This window comes from Neisseria sp. P0013.S005 (genome assembly GCF_051958425.1).
Taxonomy (GTDB): domain Bacteria; phylum Pseudomonadota; class Gammaproteobacteria; order Burkholderiales; family Neisseriaceae; genus Neisseria; species Neisseria subflava.
Window position 1 is genome coordinate 1 of the sequence record NZ_JBQCVL010000012.1, and the last position, 20108, is coordinate 20108.

21 protein-coding genes and 2 tRNA genes are annotated in these 20108 nt (G+C 49.4%); 19 read left to right on the forward strand and 4 right to left on the reverse strand.

Going from position 1 to position 20108, the window contains the following annotated elements:
* Window positions 1–142: 142 nt before the first annotated feature.
* Window positions 143–946 (reverse strand): basic amino acid ABC transporter substrate-binding protein, encoded by an 804-nt coding sequence (locus tag ACTHTA_RS09885; RefSeq protein ID WP_308888321.1) that lies wholly within the window; start codon window positions 944–946, stop codon window positions 143–145.
* Between the two features lie 76 nt (window positions 947–1022).
* Window positions 1023–1274, reverse strand: coding sequence for an NGO1151 family protein (locus tag ACTHTA_RS09890; protein WP_003680526.1), 252 nt, complete (start codon window positions 1272–1274; stop codon window positions 1023–1025).
* A gap of 162 nt (window positions 1275–1436) precedes the next feature.
* Here ACTHTA_RS09890 and ACTHTA_RS09895 point away from each other — a divergent pair, with 162 nt between their 5' ends.
* The 4 genes from ACTHTA_RS09895 (at window position 1437) to ACTHTA_RS09910 (ending at window position 4495) form a co-directional block, all read left to right on the forward strand.
* Window positions 1437–2237, forward strand: coding sequence for a hypothetical protein (locus ACTHTA_RS09895; protein WP_308888322.1), 801 nt, complete (start codon window positions 1437–1439; stop codon window positions 2235–2237).
* Window positions 2238–2358: 121 nt separating this feature from the next.
* On the forward strand, window positions 2359–2919 hold the full coding sequence (locus ACTHTA_RS09900; protein ID WP_107769264.1) for a DUF3465 domain-containing protein: 561 nt from the start codon (window positions 2359–2361) through the stop codon (window positions 2917–2919).
* Between the two features lie 113 nt (window positions 2920–3032).
* A complete protein-coding gene (gene metZ, locus ACTHTA_RS09905) occupies window positions 3033–4202 on the forward strand; it encodes an O-succinylhomoserine sulfhydrylase (RefSeq protein WP_308888323.1) in 1170 nt (389 codons plus the stop codon).
* An 86-nt stretch (window positions 4203–4288) separates the two neighbouring features.
* On the forward strand, window positions 4289–4495 hold the full coding sequence (locus ACTHTA_RS09910; RefSeq protein ID WP_003680520.1) for a DUF2788 domain-containing protein: 207 nt from the start codon (window positions 4289–4291) through the stop codon (window positions 4493–4495).
* Window positions 4496–4561: 66 nt separating this feature from the next.
* Here the strand turns inward: ACTHTA_RS09910 and ACTHTA_RS09915 are convergent, their stop codons facing one another.
* Together ACTHTA_RS09915 and ACTHTA_RS09920 are read right to left on the reverse strand one after the other, a co-directional pair.
* Entirely contained in the window at window positions 4562–5353 is a 792-nt protein-coding gene (locus ACTHTA_RS09915; protein WP_154954091.1) for a Cof-type HAD-IIB family hydrolase, read from the reverse strand.
* 196 nt (window positions 5354–5549) lie between these two features.
* Window positions 5550–6941, reverse strand: coding sequence for a 3'-5' exonuclease family protein (locus ACTHTA_RS09920; protein WP_308888324.1), 1392 nt, complete (start codon window positions 6939–6941; stop codon window positions 5550–5552).
* 115 nt (window positions 6942–7056) lie between these two features.
* Between ACTHTA_RS09920 and ACTHTA_RS09925 the strand changes: the two genes are divergently transcribed.
* The 15 genes from ACTHTA_RS09925 to rapZ all read left to right on the forward strand — a co-directional run bounded on the left by ACTHTA_RS09925 (window position 7057) and on the right by rapZ (window position 20098).
* Window positions 7057–7133, forward strand: a tRNA-Arg gene (locus ACTHTA_RS09925).
* A 12-nt stretch (window positions 7134–7145) separates the two neighbouring features.
* A tRNA-Glu gene (locus ACTHTA_RS09930) sits at window positions 7146–7220 on the forward strand.
* A gap of 168 nt (window positions 7221–7388) precedes the next feature.
* Window positions 7389–9614, forward strand: coding sequence for a DNA internalization-related competence protein ComEC/Rec2 (locus ACTHTA_RS09935; RefSeq protein WP_440364290.1), 2226 nt, complete (start codon window positions 7389–7391; stop codon window positions 9612–9614).
* Window positions 9615–9917: 303 nt separating this feature from the next.
* Window positions 9918–10538, forward strand: a complete 621-nt coding sequence (locus ACTHTA_RS09940) for a phosphoribosylanthranilate isomerase (RefSeq protein ID WP_308888326.1) — start codon at window positions 9918–9920, stop codon at window positions 10536–10538.
* A 36-nt stretch (window positions 10539–10574) separates the two neighbouring features.
* A complete protein-coding gene (locus ACTHTA_RS09945) occupies window positions 10575–11177 on the forward strand; it encodes a DNA glycosylase (RefSeq protein ID WP_283121896.1) in 603 nt (200 codons plus the stop codon).
* 4 nt (window positions 11178–11181) lie between these two features.
* A complete protein-coding gene (locus ACTHTA_RS09950; RefSeq protein ID WP_283121897.1) occupies window positions 11182–11592 on the forward strand; it encodes a hypothetical protein in 411 nt (136 codons plus the stop codon).
* A 111-nt stretch (window positions 11593–11703) separates the two neighbouring features.
* Complete coding sequence (gene trpB / locus ACTHTA_RS09955) at window positions 11704–12906, forward strand: tryptophan synthase subunit beta (protein ID WP_308888327.1); 1203 nt, start codon at window positions 11704–11706, stop codon at window positions 12904–12906.
* Window positions 12907–13100: 194 nt separating this feature from the next.
* On the forward strand, window positions 13101–14006 hold the full coding sequence (locus tag ACTHTA_RS09960) for a DMT family transporter (protein WP_308888328.1): 906 nt from the start codon (window positions 13101–13103) through the stop codon (window positions 14004–14006).
* A gap of 52 nt (window positions 14007–14058) precedes the next feature.
* Entirely contained in the window at window positions 14059–15348 is a 1290-nt protein-coding gene (gene bioA / locus ACTHTA_RS09965) for an adenosylmethionine--8-amino-7-oxononanoate transaminase (protein WP_308888329.1), read from the forward strand.
* On the forward strand, window positions 15345–16001 hold the full coding sequence (gene bioD / locus ACTHTA_RS09970) for a dethiobiotin synthase (RefSeq protein ID WP_308888330.1): 657 nt from the start codon (window positions 15345–15347) through the stop codon (window positions 15999–16001). Before bioA ends, bioD begins: the two co-directional genes overlap by 4 nt.
* Window positions 15991–16485, forward strand: a complete 495-nt coding sequence (locus tag ACTHTA_RS09975; RefSeq protein WP_308888331.1) for a chorismate--pyruvate lyase family protein — start codon at window positions 15991–15993, stop codon at window positions 16483–16485. Before bioD ends, ACTHTA_RS09975 begins: the two co-directional genes overlap by 11 nt.
* 228 nt (window positions 16486–16713) lie before the next feature.
* Window positions 16714–17553, forward strand: coding sequence for a 4-hydroxybenzoate octaprenyltransferase (ubiA, locus tag ACTHTA_RS09980; protein ID WP_372340633.1), 840 nt, complete (start codon window positions 16714–16716; stop codon window positions 17551–17553).
* 294 nt (window positions 17554–17847) lie between these two features.
* Window positions 17848–18297: a PTS IIA-like nitrogen regulatory protein PtsN gene (gene ptsN, locus ACTHTA_RS09985; RefSeq protein WP_003680500.1), complete on the forward strand. Its 450-nt coding sequence runs from the start codon at window positions 17848–17850 to the stop codon at window positions 18295–18297.
* 3 nt (window positions 18298–18300) lie between these two features.
* A complete protein-coding gene (hprK, locus tag ACTHTA_RS09990) occupies window positions 18301–19263 on the forward strand; it encodes an HPr(Ser) kinase/phosphatase (protein ID WP_003685274.1) in 963 nt (320 codons plus the stop codon).
* Window positions 19244–20098, forward strand: a complete 855-nt coding sequence (gene rapZ, locus ACTHTA_RS09995) for an RNase adapter RapZ (protein WP_308888332.1) — start codon at window positions 19244–19246, stop codon at window positions 20096–20098. The genes hprK and rapZ overlap by 20 nt, the downstream gene beginning before the upstream one ends.
* The last annotated feature ends 10 nt before the right edge of the window (window positions 20099–20108 follow it).

The following is a 20108-nucleotide window of genomic DNA, read 5'->3' on the forward strand; positions in this document are numbered from 1 at the left end:
TTTGAAATTGAAAAAGCTGAGTCCTGTCGCATACAGAACCCAGCTTACACAGAGCGCCTGAAAAGGCTTTTATGAGTATCCAAGATTTGGGGGCCAGTTCAAAGTTTTCAGACGGCCTTTAGTTCAAGAAGTCATACCAGAATTATTTGGCTGCTTCGGCTTTTTCGCCTTCTTTAGCAAAGTATTTGGCGTAAATTTTGTCGTATTCGCCACTTTCGCGTACTTTTTTCAGCGCATCGTTCAACATTTTGATGGTTGCTTCGTCGCCTTTGCGTGCAGCGATACCGTAGTTTTCGATGGTGAAGTCAGGCAGGGAGATGAAATCCAAGCCTTTAGTCGGGTTGTTTTTCACATAGTTGGCAATAACCGCGCTGTCGCTGACTACTGAATCCAGACCGCCGTTTTCCAATTCTTTGATAATCAGGGGAACGCTTTCAAAGCGAGCGATTTTCGGATTGTCGTTGCCCAAGAGTTTGGAAACGGAGAAGTCGCCGGTGTAGCCGGTTACCACGCCGACTTTGGCCATGTTTTTCAGGTCTTCGGAAGAGGCCACTTTTTTACCTTTTGGAACGAGGACAACTTGGGTAATTTCAAAGTATGGATCGCTGAAGAGCATGCTTTGTTTGCGGTCGTCAGTGATGGTTACGCCGGACATAACGATGTCGACGTCGCCGTTGTTCAAAGAAGGGAAGAGGCTTTCCCATGGCTGGTGTTTGAATTCGACTTTGAAGTTGCCGGCTTTAGCCATGGCGTTCATTAAGTCAACGTCAAAACCTTCTACTTTGCCGGTAGAATCCAAAGATTCAAATGGGGCAAACTCGGCATTAGAGCCGACACGGTACACTTTATCGGCAGGAGCAGAGGCATTGTCGCTTTGACCGCCGCAGGCAGTCAGGGCAAGGGCGGAACAAGCGAGGGCAGTGGCCAGCCATTTTTTCATGTTCATGATATGTGCTTTCTTAATAAAATGTTAACGGATAAAATCTTAGTTTAGCATAATTTTGCGAACATACTAGCCGAAATCAGTGGTCTTTTTCTCGGAAAAATGCGTAGGTTACGTCATGGAAGAGGTCGGTGTGCGGACTGTCTTCATAGCTTAATTCCGCCAACGCGTCTTCAAAGGCAAGCTGGATGGATTCTACGGCATCGTTGGCCATGTCGGAGGGTAGGGAGCGGATGAGGCCTTTGAGTGCGGTGGCGAGGACGTGGTTTTGCATACGCAAAGCGTCGTTGGCCTCTTCCAGATATTCGAGGCGTTGTTCGATGCTACTCATGATGTATCCTTGGGTATTAAATAAAATAGTGATTATATAGCGAATTAATATTAAAATGTGACGCTTGCGCCGGCTTGCCGGATATGTTCAACCATCGGCCGTATTTCAAGTGATTTTAGGTTTGAATGCGATTCACAATAAAAATGAAAAAACGAGATTATTATGGAAAACAACCGTCTTGACCCCACAGCCCTCGAGGAAGAAGACCTGAATTGGGAAAAACGCCTGGAAAGATTGCGTCAGGCGCGACAATTTAATACCGCGCCGACTCATGCGCCATTGGTCAAAAAATCGGACGAAGCTGTCGAAGCTGCACCCAAAACCGCGCCTAAAAAAGAATATAAACTGGATGCGGGCAATCGTGAAAAAGTGCTGGAAGAGTATTTGTACCGCTGGCAGTTGGAACACAATACTGCCCTTGCCGACGAGGGTGAAGCAGTGGAAACCGATGCGATGGTGGTTTTGCAGGACAACTGGTTGAGCGCGCAATCGGCATTGCAGGCCGAGGCTTCAGAGCGTCATATCGAATCAATCCGCACCGTTAGACTGAATCCGAAATCAGGTGCCGTAGATTTTGATGTGCCTGAAGTGGAAGAAACGGAAAAACCGGAAAATGATGATGCGCAAGTGGCTGAAGAGGCGGTTTCAGACGGCCTTGAACAAGAACCGGCCATCAATGTCCATATCAATGTATTGAACCCGCAAGCGATCGGCCGTCGGGAAGTATTCTGTGTTTCTGAAAAAGAGTTAACCGAGCGTCTGATTAAGCGTTTGCGTCCCCATGTGGCCGATGCGGTCAACGGCATGATTCGGATTGCCGTGCAAAAACAAATGGCCTTGTTCACTTACCAGTTGCAGCAAATGCTGAACGAGCAGGCGCCGGGCTTGGTGGAGGATGTGTTGGAACACAACGTCAAACGTATTTTGGACGATATGAAGACTGAAATGAAATATCGCCGTTGAGTATCCAGGCCGTCTGAAAAATTTCAGACGGCCTTCGGAGTAAATTTCCCTTAAAATTTTACGAAGCGTGTATAATAGCGGCTCACGTTTTCGTGATAAATATCCTTTCTAAATAGTTGATATGCCCGATGCAGAATCGGGCATTTTTTTTGAGATTGTTATGAATAAAAATAAAATCATTGTATTGCTGATTGCTTTGGTTGCCGTATTTGCCTATAACAAAATGCAAAACAAGCAGCCGGTACAATCGCAGAATCAGCAGAAAATAGAAGCTGTTCAAAAACAAAATAATGCGGGCAAAAAGAATGCCGATACGGCTCAGCAGCAAATCGGTTCGGGCAAAGAATCAGCCGAAGCGGTTTTGAAACAGGCGTTTGAAAACGAGCAAAGCGATATTCAGGTTGAGGGCGAGGGCACGGTATGGAAAACCCTGCCGGATGACAACAAAGGTACGCGCCATCAACGCTTTATCTTGAAGCTTTCCAGTGGTCAAACGCTTTTGGTGGCGCATAATATCGATTTGGCCGACAAAATCAAAGGCTTGAAAAAAGGTGATAAAGTAGCGTTTTACGGCGAATATGAATGGTCGGAGCAGGGCGGCGTTATCCATTGGACGCATCATGATCCGGCAGGTCGTCATGAAGACGGTTGGCTGAAGCACGGCGGACAGGTTTACCAGTAATTGTTCAGACGGCCTCCTGCTTGAAAGATGACAGGAATAAGCGCAAAATGTTAACAAATTAAACAGGCGTATTGTTTACTGCGCCCATCGAAACATACGGTAGATTGAAAAAAATGAGCAAAAAACTTCATCCTCAAACGCTTGCCATCCGCAGTGGCAAAGAGCAAACCGAATATTATGAACACAATCAGGCTCTGTTTTTGACCAGCAGCTTCATGTGGGAAAACGCCCAACATGCGGCTGATTTGTTTTCTAAAAAAATCAAAGGTTTTACTTATACCCGTACGGCCAATCCGACTACTGCCGCCTTTGAAAAACGCATTGCCGCATTGGAGGGCGCAGAGCGCGCAGTGGCCACTTCGACCGGTATGTCCGCGATTCAAGCAGCATTTTTTACCTTCTTGAAAGCCGGTGATCATGTTATTTCCAGCCGCAGTCTGTTTGGTACAACTGTCGGTTTTATCAATAACATCGTAACTAAGTTCGGCATCGAGGTCAGCCATGTATCGCCGGTTGATGTAGATGAATGGAAAGCGGCAATCAAGCCCAATACCAAACTGTTTTTCTTGGAAACCCCGTCCAACCCTTTGGGCGAAGTGGCCGACTTGGAAGCTTTGGCCGAACTGGCCCACAGCATCGGCGCGCTTTTGGTGGTGGACAACAGCCTGTTGTCGCCAGCCGGTTCGCAACCTTTGAAACACGGTGCGGATATTTCCGTGTCTTCCGCAACCAAAGCGATTGACGGTCACGGCCGCGTGATGGGCGGCGTGTTGGCAGGTTCGGAAGAATTGATGACGCAAGTTGCCATGTATTGCAATTCTTGCGGTTTGGCGATGTCTCCGTTTAACGCATGGCAGCTGTTGAGCGGCGTGGAAACCTTATCGCTGCGTATGGAAAAACAGTTTGATAATGCGTTAAAAATCGCCCAATGGCTGCAACAACAGCCGCAAGTCCAAGCCGTGTACTACACTGGTTTGCCCGACCATCCGCAAGCCGAACTGATCCGCAAACAGCAAAACGGCGGCGGCATCGTCATCGGTTTTGAAGTCGCCGATCAGGAAGCTGCATGGAAAATCGTGGACGGCGTAGAACTCTTTTCCCGTACTGCCAACCTCGGCGACGTGCGCTCAACCATTACCCACCCGTGGACAACGACCCACGGCCGTATGCAGCCTGAAGAAAAACTTGCTGCCAATATCCGCCCGGGCTTGGTGCGCCTGTCTGTCGGCTTGGAATACGTTGACGATTTGATTGAAGATTTGAAGCAAGTCTTGAACAAATAAGTTTAAAAAAGATATTTCAGACGGCCTGTTGCGATAAGGCCGTCTGAAGTTTATGAACACACATCTGAATCATACAAGGAAAGAATATGACTGAAGCAGAATTCGCCTCATGGGCAATGAAAATCCTACTGAGCGGCCTGATTATCTTTTTGGGCTTTATCGTTTGGAACTTGGGTAAAGAATCCAAAGCCGGCAAATTCGGCATTGCCATGCTCTTCTTGGTTTTGGGCTTGGGTGTGTTTGGATTCGTATTTAAAGAGTTGCTGATTAGCTTTTTGGTATTGCCGAAGTAAGCAGAACGTTTATAGATAGAACAAGGCCGTCTGAAAAATGTTCAGACGGCCTTTTGATTTGATGGTTTAAATGACGCCCAATTCTTGCAAGCCGCGCAGTACGCCGTCTTCATCGACACTTGGGCAGACGAATTGTGCGGCCGCTTTGGCTGCTTCTTCGCCATTGCCCATGGCAACGCCAAAGCCGACGGTTGACAGCATTTCCAAGTCGTTGAAGCTGTCGCCGAATGCCATCACTTTGCTCATATCAATGCCCAGTTTTTCCACTGCATGGGCGATGCCGCGTGCTTTTGAACCTTCTTTGCGCAGCAGGTCCACAGCATATTCATGCCAGCGGACGGTTTTGAAGCCGTGTTGCTGGATCAGCGGTTGCAGGATTTTTTCTTCTTCCTTATCCACAAAGACCAACATTTGATAAACAGGTTGTTTGCGGAAATATTCTTTGTCCGTCAGGAAATTGGGCAGGATATGCGATAAGCCTTCAGCAACGCGCGGCGAATGGGAGGAAACGGCAATTTCTTGGTTGTTGACAAAGGCGTAGTCTATTTTGTGTTGTTCAAGCAGGTTGATGGCGGTTTCGATGTCGGCAATGTCCAAGGGGTAACTTTGCAGGGGTTCACCGCGAAAGGAAATATATTGGCCGTTGATGGTAACGAGCATGTCGATACCACATTCTTGAATCAAGGCTTTGACTTTGGCAGGCATGGCGGCTTCCGGACGGCCGGTGGCAATGGCAGTCAAAATGCCTTTGGCTTTCAATGCGTGCATGGCTTGGGCAACCGAAGGACGCAGGGTATCCGTGTATTTGCGGTAGAGGGTGTCGTCGATGTCAAAGAAGATGATTTCAGGGTTGTTCATGGTTTACTCGTTGGGCTGGGTATACACAGCTTTCATTGAAAATTGTGTGAACAGCTTGTGTATAAATCGGTTTAGTATTTGATTGCTATTATAAAAATAAGTTCTGATTAAAATTTAGGCAGTTTTGTTTTGAGAATAAAGCGAAAAGTTATTCACAATAGGCCGTCTGAAAATTTGGTTTTCAGACGGCCTTGTTTTAAGCAATCAAACGGATATTTTCTTTGTCTTGCCTGAATTTGTTTTTAATCACGATAGGCAGGCTGCTGTCGAAATACCAGCTTCCATCAGGCAATGCCAACGCGCCGCCGGCGCAGAGCAGGGTAATGCTGTTTCCGGTCAGGGGATCGGTTTCGGTAATTTCAATTTCGTGTGCTTTGCCCCAATCGGTTACGGGGAGTAGGGCGGCAAGCTCGGTAATGCGTTGGTTTTGATGTTTGATACCGTTTGGCTGGCGGCAGTTGCCATTACATTTTCCGACGGCCTCGACAGGGCAGGGTTCGCCTTTTGCGTAGCTGGTCGGCAAAATATTGAGAGAATCTGGGCAGAGTTTGTGTTCTTGCGACCATTGCGTCAAAGCACGTTTGGCTGCTTTTTTGTGGGCAAACAAACCGTAAGGGCGCCAATTTCTGGTGCCGCTGTTTAACAAGACGATGCGTGCTTGAAGGCTGCCGTGTTCGTCAGCGATAAAGCGGACGGTAGAAAACGATGTGGACTTTTCAGACGGCATCAGTTGGTATTCCTGCATGGTCTGGGCTTTGAGCCATAATGTATGAAGCTGTCCGACTGCCGGAATAAAACGGATAGAGGCTGCGGCTTTGATGTACGGTGGCAGTTTTTTGCTGTGCAGCAGGGTGGCGGTTTCACTGTATGCGCGTTCGTGTGCTTCAATGGCTTGGGCTTTGCCGAAATGGTCAAGCCAAACCAATACGCCGTAACTGTCGGGCAGGGCATAGAGCTGTTGGGCAAGCGAATCAGGCAACCAAATGGGCAACATTTTCGGATTCATCAATACACGGACGTGTTCGTCCCATTGTTGATGATTTTTTTCTGCCAGACTTAATTCGAGATAATCACACAATGCGGCAACATCGGTCATAGCGCGGTGGCGGTTGGCCGTCTGAATGCCGGTGCGTTCGATAATACTGTCGAGACTGTGTTTGTAAAACTCAGGATACAGGCGGCGCGACAGTTGAACCGTACAGAGGGAGGGTGCGGCAAAGTCAGTATGGATACGGGCAAACTCGTGGCGTAGGAAGGTATAGTCAAAGCGGCTGTTGTGGGCAACAACCACTGCACCTTGCAATAGCGGCAACAAATCGGCTGCAATATCGACAAAGACGGGCGCGTTTTTCACCGTTTCATCATGAATTCCGGTCAGTCTGGCAACAAATTCGGGAATGCTGCGGCAAGGATTGACCAATTGCTCGTAATGTGTGGCGCGTCCTTGCTCAAAACGAACAAGGGCGACTTCCGTTATCCTGTCTTGATAGAAATTTCCACCAGTCGTCTCCAAATCCACCACGACCACAGGCCGTCCCAAACGGGAAAATGCTTCGGATAAGAGCGGCCAGCGTGCGAAATCTGACATTTTATTCTCTGTAAATTCAATAGCAAGTGCGCATTTTACACGCTGTCTGTAAGTTTTCCAAATAAAACGCTTGACAGTAAATAGCCCTCTCTTTATAATTCAAATCTTTCTTGATGCACCCGTAGCTCAGTTGGATAGAGTATCTGGCTACGAACCAGAGGGTCGGGCGTTCGAATCGCTCCGGGTGCGCCACAGAAAATCTCCGCGCCCATCGTCTAGCGGTTAGGACATCGCCCTTTCACGGCGGTAACCGGGGTTCGATTCCCCGTGGGCGTGCCAGTTTATAAAAAAGCGCAATCTGTTTCGGATTGCGCTTTTTTGCGTCTATCGGTTTTGAAATGATTTGAACCTATCTTTTATCTGCTAATGCTGGTTGGCGTTTGTCATAATCTACTAAAAGCATTTATTATTGCATATCTAATAATCATAATTTAAGGGAAAATGTTCATGGCGTGGCGGTTTGTGTTGCCTGCTTGGGTGGTGGGTGTAGTGCTTTCGTTTGCGTTGCCGTTTGTACCGCCATGGTGGGCTTGGTTGTCTGTAATCATTGGCGTGCTTGCGTTGTGTCGAAGATTTGCTGTAGCTTGGTTGGTGCTGGCCGTCTGTGTAGGCATGGTGTTTGGAGTGTGGCGGACCGGGCTGGTTTTGGCTGGTCAATGGCCTGTGGGGGAGGCGGCGGCTAAAGTTTTGACGGTTGAAGTGGCGGATATGCCGCGTGATGATGGTCGGCGTGTGCAGTTTGCGGCAAGGGCTTGGGATGAACGTGGGCAGGCATTTGATTTGATGTTGTCGGATTATCAGCGGCGTGATTGGGCGGTGGGCAGTCGGTGGTCTGTATCGGCGCGGGTAAAGCCGGTGATTGGTGAAGTGAATGTGCGCGGTTTGAACCGTGAAACATGGGCTTTGGCCAATGGCATTGATGGCATGGGTACTTTGGGACGCGACAGGAAACTCGCGCGGCAAGGCGGCGGTTTCGGTTTGGCTGATATGCGTGATGCGGTCAGCCGGAGTTGGCAGAGAACAGGGGATAAGTATCCTGAGTTTTCAGACGGCATAGGGCTGATGCGTGCTTTGAGTATTGGCGAGCAATCGGCGTTGAGGCCGCCTTTGTGGCAGGCATTCCGCCCTTTGGGGCTGACGCACTTGGTCAGTATTTCGGGTTTGCATGTGATGATGGTGGCGGTATTGTTTGCTTGGCTGATTAAGCGAATTTTCCGTTATTTGCCGTGGATTCCGGCGAAACCGCGTGTGTGGATATTGGCCGGCGGTGTTGCCGGTGCTTTGTTTTATGCGCTTTTGGCAGGTTTTTCCGTGCCGACGCAACGCAGTGTGTTGATGTTGGCTGCGTTTGCATGGGCATGGTGGCGCGGCAGTAGCGGCTCGGGCTGGACGGCGTGGTGGCAGGCTTTGGCTGTTGTTTTGTTGTTGGACCCGTTGGCTGTATTGGGCGTGGGAACGTGGTTGTCTTTCGGTTTGGTTGCTGCTTTGATTTGGGCTTCATCAGGCCGTCTGAAAGAGTCGGGCTGGCGTTTGGCTGTACGGGGACAATGGGCGGCAACGGTATTGTCGGTGGTATTGCTGGGCTATTTGTTTGCTTCGTTACCTTTGCTCAGTCCGTTGGTTAATGCGCTGGCTATTCCTTGGTTTTCTTGGGTGTTGACGCCGTTGGCTTTGCTGGGTTCGGTTTTCCCGTTTGAGCTTGTTCAGTTGGTAGCGGCATTTTTGGCGGAATATACTTTACGCGGTTTGGTATGGCTGGCTACGGTATCGCCTGAATTTGCCGTCGCAGCAGCGCCTGTACCTTTGCTTGTGTTGGCGATGATGGCGGCTTTGCTGTTATTGCTACCTAAAGGAATGGGCTTAAAACCTTGGGCATGTCTGGTTTTATTGGGTTTTGTGTTTTATCATCCTGCCAAGTTGGAGGAGGGAGTGGCAAGAGTTACCGTGATGGATGCGGGACAAGGTTTGTCGGTGTTGGTGCAAACGCGTAACCGCAATCTTTTGTTTGATACGGGAACGGAGCAAGTGGCGCAAACAGGTATTGTGCCGAGTTTGAACGCTATGGGTGTGCGCCGTTTGGACAGCCTGATTTTGTCGCACCATGATATTGACCATGACGGTGGTTTTCAAAGTATAGCGGCTGTCGGTACCGATAAGTTGCTTGCCGGACAACCTGAGTTTTATCCGAATGCAGAGTTTTGCCAAGAAGACAAATGGCGATGGGACGGCGTAGATTTCGAGTTGCTCAGGCCGTCTGAAAATACGGGCAAGGAAGATAACGACCAAAGCTGCGTATTGCGTGTCGTGGCAAACGGCAAAGCCTTGTTGATAACCGGAGATTTGGGCGTGAAGGGCGAGGCCGGTTTGATTGAGAAATACGGCAATGCGCTGTATAGCCAAGTGTTGATATTGGGACATCACGGCAGCAGCACGGCTTCGTCGGGCAGCTTTCTGCATACGGTTTCGCCGCAATATGCCGTAGCATCCAGCGGCTATGCCAATGCCTACAAACATCCGACCGTTGCCGTACAAAATCGTGTCCGCGCGCACGGCATTACTTTATTGAGAACGGATTTGTCAGGCGCGTTGGTATTTGCTTTGGGACAGGGCGATATATTTCAAGGCCGTCTGAAAAAGGATAAGTTTTATTGGCAGAAGAAACCGTTTGAGTAAAAAGGATCAAAGGTCGTCTGAAAGATTTTTCAGACGGCCTTAATATTTTTTATTAACGGGCATTATCCAAATTTTGTGTGAATCCAATTGTGGATAGTTTGGTTTGATATTTGATAATAAAGAATAAATTAATTTTGATGAAAAAATAGGCAGTTTAAAAATAGGGTAATAATCACAAAGTTATGAGTAATTATCGGCTGATGTTTGTTTTAAAGTTTAAGGCCGTCTGAACCTGATATTTCATGTTCAGACGGCCTTAAACTTATATAATATCCGACCTATCTGTTTAAAAAGGCAATCCCCATGAACACCATACGCACCAAAATTTGCGGCATTACCCGACCTGAAGACGCGCTGGCCGCGGCCGAATTGGGTGCAGATGCCATCGGGCTGGTGTTTTACGCCAAGAGTAAACGGGCAGTGAGTATTGAGCAGGCGCAGGAGGTTGTGAAAAACCTGCCGCCGTTTGTATCGGTGGTGGCCTTGTTTGTGAATGAAAACGAGCAAACCATCCGCGAGATTTTGCGTCAGGTGCCGATAGATGTGATTCAGTTTCACGGCGATGAAGACGATGATTTTTGCCGTCGGTTTGACCGCCCGTATTTGAAGGCTGTGCGCGTACAGTCCGCTGCCGATATTCAGACGGCCTGTGCCAAATTCCCGAATGCCCGCGCTTTGCTGTTTGATGCTTATCATCCGACCGAATACGGCGGTACGGGACAAAGTTTCGACTGGACCATGTTGCATGGCAATATCGGCAAACCGTGGATACTTGCCGGCGGATTGACGGCGGAAAACGTTGCCGAAGCGGTAAAAATCAGTGGCGCGGCGGCGGTGGATGTGTCCGGCGGCGTGGAAATCTCCGGCGGGATTAAGAGCAGGGAGAAAATGGCGGCGTTTATTCAGGCAGTAAAGGCCGTCTGAAATTTTGTTTGAATGAAAAACAACCGGAATACAGATATGCAAGAGCCAATCGTTGAGTCCCACCCCTTCGCAGCCTTGTTGCCCCCGCAGGCAACAGTCATGATGATGGGGACGTTTCCGCCTAAAGAAGAAAAACACGCGATGCAGTTTCATTATCCGAATTTTCAAAACGATATGTGGCGTGTGTACGGGCTGGTGTTTTTCGGCGATGCGGCGTATTTTCAAAAGCAGGGCGAAAAAGCGTTTGATGCCGATAAAATCAAAGCGTTTTTGAGTGAGAAGGGGATTGCATCCTGTCCGACCGTGTTGAAGGCAATACGCGAGCATGGCAATGCTTCGGATAAGTTTTTAAAAGTGATAGAAACCGTCGATTTGGCGGCAGTATTGGCGCAAATGCCCAAGTGCCGCCATCTTTGCACCACCGGCGGCAAGGCAACCGAAGTTTTGTTGGAGATTCAAGGCAGCGGCATGAAAATGCCGAAGACCGGCGAAACAGTACCGTTCCCCTATGCGGGGCGTGATTTGACTCTGACGCGCCTGCCTTCGACTTCGCGTGCCTATCCTTTGAGTTTGGCGAAAAAAGCGGCGGCATATCGGGCTTTTTTTGAAATGGCTGGATTGACTGTTTTTCAGGAGTAGAGCGATGGACCGTTATGAAATCTCTTTAATGACGTTTATGGCTTTGTGGTGGCTTTTTAATGTCGTCTCAGTGTGGCTGAAGGCCAAACAATGGCATATCAGGGTATTGTTGGGCGGAACGCTTTTATATGTGATACAAATATCTGCAGTCATTATGTCTGTTAACGGCCTCAATTGGATATTTTTGAACGTAAGCACTATAAATACCAATGAGTTGATTATTGCTTTACTGGTGCTTAACTTTCTGGGTTGTTGGTTACTGGCGCTGTGGCTCGGAATGTTGGCATTAAAAATATGCTTGAGAAACAAAAGCGAAGAAAAACATATTGCGCCGCCGTTAGGTACGGCATTGATTGCAACATCGAGCTGTACGCTGTTGTTTCTATTTTGTCTACTGATATTATTATTCAATTAGTTGCCGACAAAATGAATGGAAAACGGCTATAATTGCTGACAATTTTACTTTCAGACGGCCTTGTACTGAATCAGGCCGTCTGAAACCATAAAACGAACAAGGAAAAATTCCATGAAAAATTATTACGCTCCCGACGAGAACGGCTTTTTCGGCGAACACGGCGGCCTGTATGTTTCCGAAACCCTGATTCCGGCTTTGCAAGAATTGGCAGAAGCCTATAAAGCAGTGAAAGAAGATCCTTCATTTTGGGAAGAGTTCCGCCATGATTTGAAACACTATGTCGGCCGCCCCAGCCCTGTTTACCATGCCGCGCGATTGTCCGAGCATTTGGGCGGCGCGCAAATCTGGCTGAAGCGTGAAGATTTGAACCACACCGGCGCGCACAAAGTCAACAACACCATCGGTCAGGCATTGCTCGCCCGCCGTATGGGCAAAAAACGCGTGATTGCCGAGACCGGCGCGGGTCAGCACGGCGTGGCTTCTGCTACCGTCGCCGCACGCTTCGGCATGACTTGCGACGTGTACATGGGTGCGGACGATATCCAACGTCAAATGCCCAACGTGTTCCGCATGAAATTATTGGGTGCGAACGTGGTCAGCGTGGACAGCGGCAGCCGCACGCTGAAAGACGCGATGAACGAAGCCATGCGTGAATGGGTGGCACGTGTGGACGATACGTTCTACATTATCGGCACCGCCGCCGGTCCTGCGCCGTATCCGGAAATGGTACGCGATTTCCAATGCGTGATCGGCAATGAAGCCAAAGAACAAATGTTGGAAGCCATCGGCCGCCAACCTGATGTTGCCGTTGCCTGCGTGGGAGGCGGCTCCAACGCCATCGGTTTGTTCTACCCTTATATCGAAGAAGAAAACGTGCGCTTGGTCGGCGTAGAAGCCGGCGGTTTGGGTGTGGATACGCCAGACCACGCCGCGCCGATTACCAGCAAAGCCCCCATCGGTGTATTGCACGGTTTCCGCAGCTACCTGATGCAGGACGAAAACGGCCAAGTCTTGGGTACGCACTCTGTTTCCGCAGGCTTGGACTACCCAGGCATCGGCCCGGAACACAGCCACCTGAACGACATCAAGCGCGTCGAATACACCGTCGCCAAAGACGACGAAGCACTCGAAGCCTTTGATTTGCTCTGCCGTTTTGAGGGCATTATTCCTGCGCTGGAGTCCAGCCACGCCCTCGCATGGGCAGTCGCCAACGCGCCGAAAATGGGCAAAGACCAAGTGATTCTGGTCAACCTGTCCGGCCGCGGCGACAAAGACATTAATACCGTGGCGAAACTCAAAGGCATTGAGTTGTAAGCCTTATTGATTGAGCAGTAAAGGCCGTCTGAAAAAGCTGGATTTCAGTCTTTCAGACGGCCTTTGTTTCCATAATGATTCAGCGTAGTATTTTATCCGCGCAAACTCTATCAAGTGTCGGCGGCTAAGGAAATTTATCCTTCCAAACCGATCTTGTACGCTTTCTAAACCAATTATTCAAGTTATCCATCACCATGAAACATTTAGCAATCCATCTAAAACTATTGGGCATGGCGGCGTTTTGGGGCGCATCTTGGCCGATGGGGCGGATGCTGGGACAAGCTCTGCCGCCTTTAACGGGCGGTATGCTGCGCTTTTTGACGGCGGCAATCTTGCTTTTGGGCTGGCTGTTTGCACGGTATCGGTTGCGTACTTTGGCGGTTGTATCGCGCAAACAATGGCTTGGATTGGCATTGGCAGCGGCATTCGGCGTATTTGGTTTTACCGTATTGTCTATGCTGGGTTTGCAGCGGATTCCTGCTTCAAGGGCGACGGTATTGGTCACGTTCAATCCTGTGCTGACGATGTTTTTTGCGGCTTTGTTGTTTGGTGAGAAACTCAACGGCAAGATTGTGTCGGGTATGTTGTTGGCAGTGGCAGGCTCGATATGGGCGGTCACTCATGGCGAGATTGCGGCATTTTTGTCGGGTAGCGGCATAGGGTGGGGCGAAGTGCTGGTATTTTGCAGCCTTTGTTGCTTGGTTACTTATACGATGATAGGCAGGGCGGTGTTGCGGGGGATTGATGCGCTGACGGTCACCGTGGCTACTGCTTGGCTGGGTGCAATGATGTTGTTGCCGCCTGCGCTGATTTCAGACGGCCTGCCGTTTGGTATGCTTGCCGAAATGGACGGCAGGGGCTGGTTTGCTTTGATTGGCCTGTCTGTCGGGGCAACGGTCTTGAGCTATGCGTGGTATTTTGAAGGCGTGAAGACTTTGGGCGCAGGCAGCGCAGCGGCGTACATTACTTTGGTGCCGGTATTCGGCATTTTGTGTTCCGCTTGGTTTTTGGGCGAAGCATTGCATGTTTCCTTGGTTGCCGGCTGTTTGGCGGCGGTGGTCGGATTGGCGTTGATGCAGTACGGAAGACGTGCCGTCTGAAATAGGAAATATGTTATATAATAATGAGACTAATCAAACCATTGTTTTAAACATGTCTGAACATTCCTCCCTGCTCGATTTCGACCGCGCCCATCTGCTCCATCCCTATACATCCATGACCGACCCGTTGCCTGTTTATCCGGTTCGCCGTGCGGAGGGCGTGCATATCGAATTGGCGGACGGCACGCGGCTGATTGACGGGATGTCGTCTTGGTGGTGTGCGATACACGGCTATAATCATCCTGTTTTGAATCAGGCGGTTGAGGCGCAGATTAAGCAAATGTCGCATGTGATGTTCGGCGGTTTGACGCACGAGCCGGCGGTGGAGCTGGGCAAGTTGTTGGTCGGGATTTTACCGCAGGGGCTGGATCGTATTTTTTATGCAGATTCGGGTTCGGTTTCGGTGGAAGTCGCGCTGAAGATGGCGGTGCAGTACCAGCAGGCGCGTGGTTTGACGGCGAAACAGAATATTGCGACGGTGCGGCGCGGGTATCACGGCGATACTTGGAACGCGATGTCCGTCTGCGATCCGGAAACGGGAATGCACCATATTTTCGGCAGCGCTCTGCCGCAGCGTTATTTTGTCGATAATCCGAAAAGCCGTTTTAACGATGAATGGGACGGGGCGGATTTGCAGCCTGTCCGCGCCTTGTTTGAAGCGCATCATGCGGATATCGCCGCCTTTATTTTAGAGCCGGTCGTGCAGGGTGCGGGCGGCATGTATTTTTATCATCCGCAGTATCTTCGCGGTTTGCGCGATTTGTGTGATGAATTTGATATTGTGTTGATTTTTGACGAAATCGCCACCGGATTCGGGCGCACGGGCAAGATGTTTGCCTGCGAGCACGCGGAGGTCGTGCCGGATATTATGTGTATCGGCAAGGGTTTGAGCGGCGGCTATATGACGCTGGCGGCAGCAGTCACTTCGCAAAAAGTTACCGAAACAATTTCGCGCGGCGAAGCGGGCGTGTTCATGCACGGACCGACATTTATGGCAAACCCGCTGGCGTGTGCCGTTGCCTGCGCTTCGGTCAGGCTGCTTTTGTCACAAGATTGGCAGGCAAATATCCGCCGCATCGAAAGCATCTTAAAAGGTCGTCTGAAAACCGCATGGGACATTCGCGGCGTGAAAGACGTGCGCGTTTTGGGTGCCATCGGCGTGATCGAGCTGGAAAAAGGCGTGGATATGGCGCGTTTTCAAGCGGACTGCGTGGCGCAGGGCATTTGGGTGCGCCCATTCGGCAGGCTGGTGTACCTCATGCCGCCTTATATTATTTCAGACGACCTCTTAACCGAACTTGCCGACAAAACCGTGCAAATCTTGAAGGAACACAGCAAATGAAAGGCGTTTACTTCGTCAGCGGTATCGACACGGACATCGGCAAAACCGTCGCCACCGGTGTATTGGCAAAAAAATTGTTGCAGCAGGGCAAAAGCGTGATCACGCAAAAGCCCGTGCAAACCGGTTGCCAAAACATCGCCGACGACATCGCCGTCCACCGCAAAATCATGGGCATACCCATGCAGGAAGCCGACAAACAAGGGCTGACCATGCCCGAAATCTTCAGCTATCCGGCTTCGCCCCACCTTGCTGCCCGACTGGACGGCAGGGATTTGGACTTGGAGAAAATCCGTACCGCCACGCAAGAATTGGCGGCGCAATACGAAATCGTGTTGGTTGAAGGTGCAGGTGGATTGATGGTGCCACTGACGGAAAATCTGTTAACCATTGATTATATTCAGCAACAGGCTTATCCCGTCATCCTCGTTACCAGCGGACGGCTCGGCAGCATCAACCACACCCTACTCAGCTTCGCCGCGCTCAAACAATACGGCATCCAGTTGTACAGCCTGATTTTCAACCATATTCACGACAGCAAAGATGAAACCGTTGCCGGCGACACTTTGGAATACCTTAAAGGCCGTCTGAAAGATGAGTTTCCCGAAGCCAAATGGCAGGAGTTGGCCAAGACAGAGGTGTCAGATGGAGCTTGATATACCGCGTGGCACGCTTTGTTCGTATGCCGAAGCTTCAAGTCTTTTGTCGTCTAATGCTGAACATCTACTAACTGTTTCTTCGCTAACTGCCGCTCTGCGTGCTTCCGGCAAGGATTTTTCAGTTGAGCCTGTGTATTTGGGTTTGACGAAGGGTGCGGACAATAGCGATGAAATCTTTGTGCGCGATGTTTTGCTCAAACTGGACGGCGAAACAGTGATACAAGCCAGAAGCGCGTGCCGGCCGGATAGCCGTCTATGGACAGAATTATTGGATTGCGGAACGCAGCCTTTGGGCGAGCGCCTGTTTGACGGTACATTGCCGTTGAAACGTTCGGATTTTGAGTTTCTTCGTTTTGAAGATTCCGACCATCCATCTTTCAGACGGCCTGTTACCGCGCGCCGTTCGTATTTCGATTGGAATGGTGAAACATTGGAATTAACAGAATATTTCTTATTGAAATTAATAGATTTATACCGCTAAGGCCGTCTGAAAATAAAACCAATCACCGATGTTTGTCATAATTCTGTTATAATACAATAAATTAAATTGTTAAGATCTGTTTAATTTCAGACGGCAATAAATTATAATAAGAGCTAAGGCTCTAAAAAAGCCTTTCCTTCCGAATCGACACATAAACAACGACACATTACATCAATGAACATAAGGCGCTTTTTCCTACAATTTCTACCGCGTTACGCTGTCGGACGGATGGTGATATACGCCAAGCTGATGCGCGTCGACAAACCCATTGGCACACTGCTTTTGCTGTGGCCGACTTATTGGGCATTGTGGATTGCGTCTAAAGGCGTTCCTGACGCGGATATTTTTATTGCCTTTACCGCAGGCACATTTTTGATGCGCAGCGCAGGTTGCGTCGTGAATGACTTTGCCGACCGCAATTTTGACGGCGCAGTAGAGCGTACCAAAAACCGCCCGTTTGCCAAAGGTTTGGTTTCCAAAACTGAAGCGCTGCTTTTAACCGTTATGCTGTGTCTTATGGCGGCTTTATGCTTGGTGCCGCTTAACCGCTTTACTTGGCTGATGAGCCTTCCGGCCTTGTTCTTGGCCGTCACATATCCCTTTACCAAACGCTTTTTCCCGTTGCCGCAGTTTTATTTGGGGCTGGCATTTTCGTTCGGCATTCCCATGGCCTTTGCCGCCGTACAAGACCGAGTGCCTCCCGAAGCATGGCTGATGTTTACCGCCAATGCCTTATGGACGCTGGCTTACGACACCATTTATGCCATGGCGGACAAAGAAGACGATTTGAAAATCGGCATTAAAACTTCGGCAATCACATTTGGCCATCACGATATTACCGCCTCTATGCTTTGCCATTTTTGGTTTACCGTATTGATGGCGGTATTGGGTATCAAAATCGGCGCAACTTGGCCTTATTGGCTGGTATTGCCGGTAACCGTTTATTGGCAGTATCAGCAGTATGCCGCCATCCGTACGCGCGACCGCCAGTTGTGTTTCCAAACGTTTTTGGCCAACAACCGCATCGGTTTGGCGTGGTTTTGCGGATTGGTCTGCCATTATTTCTAGTTGTTTTTGGTTTCCAAACTGTTTTAAAAAACTAGGTTGAGGCCGTCTGAAAAAAGGGAAAAGGGGTATGCCGGACATACCCCTTTTCATTTGAAGTATAGTTTGGCTAGTGATAGGATTTTTATTTTAAATTCTATATAAACAAATAGTTGGATTATTTTTGGCTCGTTAAAAAATATCAAAAACAACATGGAAAATGTTAGCAGGGCGAGTGTAAATTACGCCTTCAGGATTGAGATTTGCACCGACAATCGGTACAATCCCATTGTTTTGCGACATTTAAAAGAGATACACATGAGCCTGATCGGCGAAATTTTACCTTTGTCCCATATCGTTTTGGATTTGGAAGTCAGCAGCAAAAAGCGTCTGTTTGAAGAGGCCGCACAGCTGCTGGAGAATGAAGCAGAATTACCGAATACCAACGTGTTCGACTGCCTGTTTGCCCGTGAAAAACTTGGTTCGACCGGTTTGGGGCAGGGGGTGGCGATTCCTCACGGCCGTCACGCATGCGTGAAAAAAGCCACCGGTGCTTTTATCCGCACCAAAGAGCCGGTTGCCTTTGATGCGCCCGACGGCAAACCCGTTTCCCTGATTTTCATCCTGCTTGTGCCTGAAAACGCTACCGGCGAACATTTGGAAGTCTTGTCCAAACTTGCCGGCAGATTCTCTCAAAAAGCCATCCGTGAAGCATTGATGGCCGCTACTTCTGCCGAAGAAGTACGTACACTCCTGAGCGAAGAGTAATTCATGCCCAGCATATCTGTCCGCCGCCTGTTTTCCGACAATCAGCACAAACTCGAACTTGCTTGGGCTGCCGGTAATTCCGGCGCGGACAACCGTATCGGTGTCGAAGCCGATAAACCCGTCTTGGCCTTGGTCGGCCACTTAAACTTTATCCATCCCAACCAAATTCAAGTTGTCGGCGTAGCTGAAGCCGAATATTTGCGCCGCTTGGAAACGGGCGAGCTCAACTATGATTTCGGCGAGCTTTTCGATATTCCCATGTCTTTGGTTATCGTCGCCAACGGCTTGCCGGTTTCGCCCAAATTGCGCGATTATTGCCATACCAACAGTATCCCCTTGCTGACTTCCAAGCAGGAAAGTCCGCACCTGATGGACGTTTTGCGGATTTATCTGCAACGTACATTGGCTACTTCCACCATCAAGCACGGCGTATTTTTGGATGTATTTGAAGTGGGCGTACTCATTACCGGACAATCCGGCTTGGGTAAGAGCGAATTGGCATTGGAGCTGATTTCGCGCGGCCACAGCCTGATTGCCGATGATGCGGTCGAACTTTTCCGTACCGGCCCGGAAATGCTGGAAGGCCGTTGTCCGCCTATGCTGCGTGATTTCCTCGAAGTACGCGGTTTGGGCATACTCAATATCCGCCATATTTTTGGCGAAACCTCTATCCGTCCGAAAAAAATCCTCCAGCTGATTATCAATTTGGTTCCGGCCGACGACGGATACATGAAACAACTCGATCGATTGAGCATCCGTACCGAAACAGCATCTATCCTCAACGTCAGCGTCCGTTCCGTTACCCTGCCTGTTGCAATCGGTCGAAATTTAGCAGTATTGGTTGAAGCTGCAGTGCGCAATTACATCCTTCAATTGCGCGGTAAAGACAGCACCAAAGAATTCCTCGAACGCCATCAAACACAACTCAAAGAAAACGAACAAAATCATGAAAATCGTCCTGATTAGCGGCTTATCCGGCTCAGGAAAATCCGTAGCCCTCAAACAACTCGAAGATTCAGGTTTTTATTGCGTTGATAATCTGCCTTTGGAAATGTTGCCTTCGCTGGTGTTGTACCATATTGAACGCGGCGAAGAAACTCAGCTTGGTGTCAGCGTTGATATTCGTTCCGGTATCAATATTCAGGAAGCGCAAGAGCAAATCCAATATTTGCGTAATGAAGGGCATCAAGTCGAAGTCCTGTTTGTTGAAGCGGAAGAGGGCGTTTTGGTTCGCCGCTTCTCAGAAACCCGTCGCGGACACCCTTTGTCCGGTCAAAACCTGACTTTGGTGGAAAGCCTGCAAAAAGAACGCGAATGGCTCTTCCCGCTTAGAGACATCGCATATTGTATCGATACGTCCAAAATGAACGCACAGCAGTTGCGTTATGCCGTGCAACAATGGCTCAATATTGAACGTGTCGGTTTGCTGGTCATTCTTGAATCCTTTGGTTTCAAATACGGCGTTCCCAACAATGCCGACTTTATGTTTGACATGCGCAGCCTGCCCAATCCGTATTACGATCCGGAATTACGCCCCTTTACCGGCATGGACAAGCCCATTCAAGATTATTTGGGTCAGCAGCCGTTGGCTCAAGAAATGGTTGATGACATCGACCATTTTATTAGCCGCTGGTTGCCGCGCCTGCAACAAGAGAGCCGCAGTTATGTGACGATTGCCATTGGTTGTACCGGCGGTCAGCACCGCTCCGTTTATGTTGTGGAAAAACTGGCCGAGCGCCTCAAAGGCCGTTACGAACTCCTTGTCCGCCACCGTCAGGCACAGAGCTTGGCAGGACGCTAACTTGCCGTTT

Coding starts and splice junctions, on each gene's coding strand:
- ACTHTA_RS09885 (WP_308888321.1), bottom strand. CDS start 946: ATGAACATGAAAAAATGGCTGGCCACTGCCCTCGCTTGTTCCGCCCTT.
- ACTHTA_RS09890 (WP_003680526.1), bottom strand. CDS start 1,274: ATGAGTAGCATCGAACAACGCCTCGAATATCTGGAAGAGGCCAACGAC.
- ACTHTA_RS09895 (WP_308888322.1), top strand. CDS start 1,437: ATGGAAAACAACCGTCTTGACCCCACAGCCCTCGAGGAAGAAGACCTG.
- ACTHTA_RS09900 (WP_107769264.1), top strand. CDS start 2,359: ATGCCCGATGCAGAATCGGGCATTTTTTTTGAGATTGTTATGAATAAA.
- metZ (WP_308888323.1), top strand. CDS start 3,033: ATGAGCAAAAAACTTCATCCTCAAACGCTTGCCATCCGCAGTGGCAAA.
- ACTHTA_RS09910 (WP_003680520.1), top strand. CDS start 4,289: ATGACTGAAGCAGAATTCGCCTCATGGGCAATGAAAATCCTACTGAGC.
- ACTHTA_RS09915 (WP_154954091.1), bottom strand. CDS start 5,353: ATGAACAACCCTGAAATCATCTTCTTTGACATCGACGACACCCTCTAC.
- ACTHTA_RS09920 (WP_308888324.1), bottom strand. CDS start 6,941: ATGTCAGATTTCGCACGCTGGCCGCTCTTATCCGAAGCATTTTCCCGT.
- ACTHTA_RS09935 (WP_440364290.1), top strand. CDS start 7,389: ATGGCGTGGCGGTTTGTGTTGCCTGCTTGGGTGGTGGGTGTAGTGCTT.
- ACTHTA_RS09940 (WP_308888326.1), top strand. CDS start 9,918: ATGAACACCATACGCACCAAAATTTGCGGCATTACCCGACCTGAAGAC.
- ACTHTA_RS09945 (WP_283121896.1), top strand. CDS start 10,575: ATGCAAGAGCCAATCGTTGAGTCCCACCCCTTCGCAGCCTTGTTGCCC.
- ACTHTA_RS09950 (WP_283121897.1), top strand. CDS start 11,182: ATGGACCGTTATGAAATCTCTTTAATGACGTTTATGGCTTTGTGGTGG.
- trpB (WP_308888327.1), top strand. CDS start 11,704: ATGAAAAATTATTACGCTCCCGACGAGAACGGCTTTTTCGGCGAACAC.
- ACTHTA_RS09960 (WP_308888328.1), top strand. CDS start 13,101: ATGAAACATTTAGCAATCCATCTAAAACTATTGGGCATGGCGGCGTTT.
- bioA (WP_308888329.1), top strand. CDS start 14,059: ATGTCTGAACATTCCTCCCTGCTCGATTTCGACCGCGCCCATCTGCTC.
- bioD (WP_308888330.1), top strand. CDS start 15,345: ATGAAAGGCGTTTACTTCGTCAGCGGTATCGACACGGACATCGGCAAA.
- ACTHTA_RS09975 (WP_308888331.1), top strand. CDS start 15,991: ATGGAGCTTGATATACCGCGTGGCACGCTTTGTTCGTATGCCGAAGCT.
- ubiA (WP_372340633.1), top strand. CDS start 16,714: ATGGTGATATACGCCAAGCTGATGCGCGTCGACAAACCCATTGGCACA.
- ptsN (WP_003680500.1), top strand. CDS start 17,848: ATGAGCCTGATCGGCGAAATTTTACCTTTGTCCCATATCGTTTTGGAT.
- hprK (WP_003685274.1), top strand. CDS start 18,301: ATGCCCAGCATATCTGTCCGCCGCCTGTTTTCCGACAATCAGCACAAA.
- rapZ (WP_308888332.1), top strand. CDS start 19,244: ATGAAAATCGTCCTGATTAGCGGCTTATCCGGCTCAGGAAAATCCGTA.